Origin of the sequence: Flectobacillus sp. (genome assembly GCF_049240685.1) — a bacterium.
Lineage (GTDB): Bacteria > Bacteroidota > Bacteroidia > Cytophagales > Spirosomataceae > Flectobacillus.
On record NZ_JBMLSD010000100.1, the window covers coordinates 1 to 3,188 of the forward strand.

A 3,188-nucleotide genomic window follows, 5' to 3' on the forward strand; every position below is an offset into this window, starting at 1 on the left:
AAATATGGCTTTATTCAAAAACAAATATCGAATAGAATCTACACGGCTAACTTCTTGGGATTATAATGGAGAAGGAATGTATTTTGTTACCATTTGTACTAAAAATCGAGAGCATTTCTTTGGAGAATGTAAGGATAAAAAAATGAAATTATCTAGTATAGGAGCCTTGATACAGGGATTTTGGTACCAAATTCCTAAACATTTTCCTCATGTAACCTTAGGTGAATTTATTGTAATGCCTAATCACATCCATGGAATAATTGATATTGGGGTGTTGAAAGAATCCAAAGAAAAGGCAGTTAACGATGTCAAAAAACAAACAAAGTTTTACCAATCTATTGCTCCCCAGGCGAGTGGTGTACCCGTTGTCATTCGTTCTTTCAAATCGGTATGTACTAAGCATATCAATGAAATATTTCCCTCATTGGGTTTTGCTTGGCAGGAACGTTACTGGGAACATATTATTAAAGACGTAGATAGTTTTCAAAAAATCTCAAATTATATTTATTCCAACCCTGATAGTTGGGAAGATGATAAATTCTTTTTACCATGAACATCAACGCTACGCTTATCAACTACTATCATCTTTGTCATCGAAAACTTTGGCTTCATGCCAACGGTATTACGATGGAGCATACTTCCGATGTGGTTTATGAAGGTAAACTGATTGGAGAAGAAAGCTATCCGCAGCGAGCAGAGAAAAATCAAGAATTAGAAATTTTGGCAGAGCTTGATGGCGGAATTCGAGCTTCGGCTAAGATAGACTTTTTTGATGCTAAGAAAGGGATTGTCTATGAGACCAAAAAATCTAATGCTAAGGAAAGAGCCCATGTGGCTCAGGTAAAATTTTATCTCTTTTTATTAAGAAAGAATGGTATACCTGCGCATCATGGCATAATCGAATACCCTAAACTTCGAGCTACCGAAAGGGTTGAATTGCATCAGGATGAAATGCCTGAAATCGAAAGTTGGATAAAAGATGTTTCTGAGATAATTCACCGAGAAGCCTGTCCCTCCAAACTTTCCATATCCAAATGCCGTTCGTGTAGCTATTTTGATTTTTGTTGGTCTGGTGAAATAGACGACAACGTTTGAACACTATAACATAAATCTTTTGACATCATGAAAAAATCCTATTACCTATTCAATCCTGGACGTATGAGTCGTAAGGATAATACGCTGTATTTTACGCCTTTAGATGAGGAAGGAAATGAAGGTCAAGTTCGTCCAATACCTGTTGAGTCAGTAGATAACTTGTACTGCTTTGGCAGTTTGGATGCCAATAGTGCCTTGTTTAATTTTATAGGTAAAAACCATATATCAGTACATTTTTTTGACTATTATGAGCATTATACAGGCTCATTTATGTCTAAGGATTATCTGTTGGCAGGCAAGATGCAAGTAGAGCAGACCAAGCATTATATTTCTGAAAAAAAACGGATGGTAATTGCCCAGACTTTGATTAATGGTGCGGCATTTAATATGAGTCGCAACTTGAAATATTACCAGAGTAGGGGTAAAGATGTTGCGAGTTCGTTGGAACGTATAGAAAATTACGTTTCTTTGATTGAAAGTGCCAAAAAGGTAGATGAATTAATGGGGATAGAAGGTAATATTCGTCAGGCGTATTATGATACTTTTGATACGATAATCAATGATTTTGAGATGGGAAATCGTAGTAAAAAGCCTCCCAAAAATGAAGTGAATGCCTTAATTTCGTTTGGTAACATGATGTGTTATACGATGTGTTTAGATCAAATATATCATACTCAGCTTAATCCTACGATTAGTTTTTTGCACGAACCGGGGGAGCGACGATATTCATTGGCCTTGGATATTTCGGAAATATTCAAACCATTGTTGGTAGATAGAACCATTTTCAGTGTATTGAATAAAAAGCAAATACAAGCGAATGATTTTCGGCAGGATACCAACAGATGTATATTGAAAGATAGCGCCAAGAAAGTATTTGTACAGGCATTCGAAGAAAGATTAAAAGAAACCTTCAAGCATCGAACTTTAGGACGTAGCGTCAGTTACAAGCACTTAGTAAAGTTAGAGTGTTATAAACTCAGCAAGCATATTTTGGGAATAGAGACTTACAAACCTTTTAAAATGATGTGGTAGAGTGAGTTAGCAGTTTATGAACGAGTGATTTTTGAATGAAGTTGTTGGAAATAAAACATTGATTGATATGTATGTAATTTTGGTATATGATATGGGAGAAAAGCGAGTAAGCAAAATGATGAAACATTGCCGAAAGTATTTGAACTGGATTCAAAATTCGGTATTTGAGGGAGAAATTACCGAGGTAAAGTTGAAGGAGTTAGAGAAAGGAGCTCGAAAAATCATGAATGAAAATGAAGATAGTTTGATTATCTTTAAGAGCCGAAACGAGCGTTGGCTTGATAAGCAAGTGATAGGAGTAGAGCGTATGAGTACAGATAATTTTTTATGACGTATAATGATATACGCGAGTCGTCGAGCCCAAAAATAGTTCATTGAAATACTGAAATTTTATTAATCAAAGAGATAGGTTTTTGAGCTAAGTTTCTGATAATCAACAGTCGTCGATGTGCGGGGTAAATCCTATCATTACACATCGACGATTTTTTTCTAGTTTTTTCGGGGAAAAATACGTTATTTTACAGCGTATAGGCCATTTTAATAACGGCTTTTAATCGCACCATTTAGGAATTGAAACAACAGAACCGAGAATGATACCTGCCGCAATTGCCACTTTTAATCGCACCATTTAGGAATTGAAACATTGTCTATAAAGGTGTAATGAACAATGATACTACTTTTAATCGCACCATTTAGGAATTGAAACTGCGTAAAATAGTCTATTACATGGCTATCTGGGAAAGCTTTTAATCGCACCATTTAGGAATTGAAACCATAATAATGGTAAATTAGAATAATCCGAATTAATCGCCTTTTAATCGCACCATTTAGGAATTGAAACAGAAAACTCATCAACTATAAAATACCCAGAATCGACTTTTCATCGTAACTCCTTTGAATTGTAATGAAGTTTGCCTCTGGACTTGGTGCTGCTTTTTATTACCTTCTATTAATATAAAAAATCCCCGCAGTCTTGGCTTTGATGGGTCGCTTGCAGGGATTAATTTTTACTCTGATTTAAAATTGCTTACATTTTCATGTATGGAGGATTGGTTTGTGAT

At 35.4% G+C, this 3,188-nt stretch carries 4 protein-coding genes and 1 CRISPR repeat array; all 4 genes read left to right on the forward strand.

What is annotated here, in order from left to right:
• A partial coding sequence (locus ACOVQ4_RS04635) for a transposase (protein ID WP_421819485.1) occupies positions 1–553 on the forward strand: 553 nt, incomplete at its 5' end.
• Positions 550–1,095, forward strand: coding sequence for a CRISPR-associated protein Cas4 (gene cas4, locus ACOVQ4_RS04640; protein ID WP_421819486.1), 546 nt, complete (start codon positions 550–552; stop codon positions 1,093–1,095). The genes ACOVQ4_RS04635 and cas4, both read left to right, overlap by 4 nt.
• A gap of 27 nt (positions 1,096–1,122) precedes the next feature.
• On the forward strand, positions 1,123–2,127 hold the full coding sequence (gene cas1b, locus ACOVQ4_RS04645) for a type I-B CRISPR-associated endonuclease Cas1b (protein ID WP_421819487.1): 1,005 nt from the start codon (positions 1,123–1,125) through the stop codon (positions 2,125–2,127).
• A 31-nt stretch (positions 2,128–2,158) separates the two neighbouring features.
• Positions 2,159–2,458 carry a CRISPR-associated endonuclease Cas2 gene (gene cas2 / locus ACOVQ4_RS04650; protein WP_421819488.1) on the forward strand — a complete coding sequence of 100 codons (300 nt, stop codon included), beginning with the start codon at positions 2,159–2,161 and terminating at the stop codon, positions 2,456–2,458.
• A gap of 216 nt (positions 2,459–2,674) precedes the next feature.
• Positions 2,675–2,968: a CRISPR direct-repeat array (repeat unit 30 nt; unit sequence CTTTTAATCGCACCATTTAGGAATTGAAAC).
• Positions 2,969–3,188: the final 220 nt, after the last annotated feature.

Excerpts from the sequence above, each read along its gene's own strand:
- cas4 (WP_421819486.1), top strand. The coding sequence starts at position 550 with ATGAACATCAACGCTACGCTTATCAACTACTATCATCTTTGTCATCGA.
- cas1b (WP_421819487.1), top strand. The coding sequence starts at position 1,123 with ATGAAAAAATCCTATTACCTATTCAATCCTGGACGTATGAGTCGTAAG.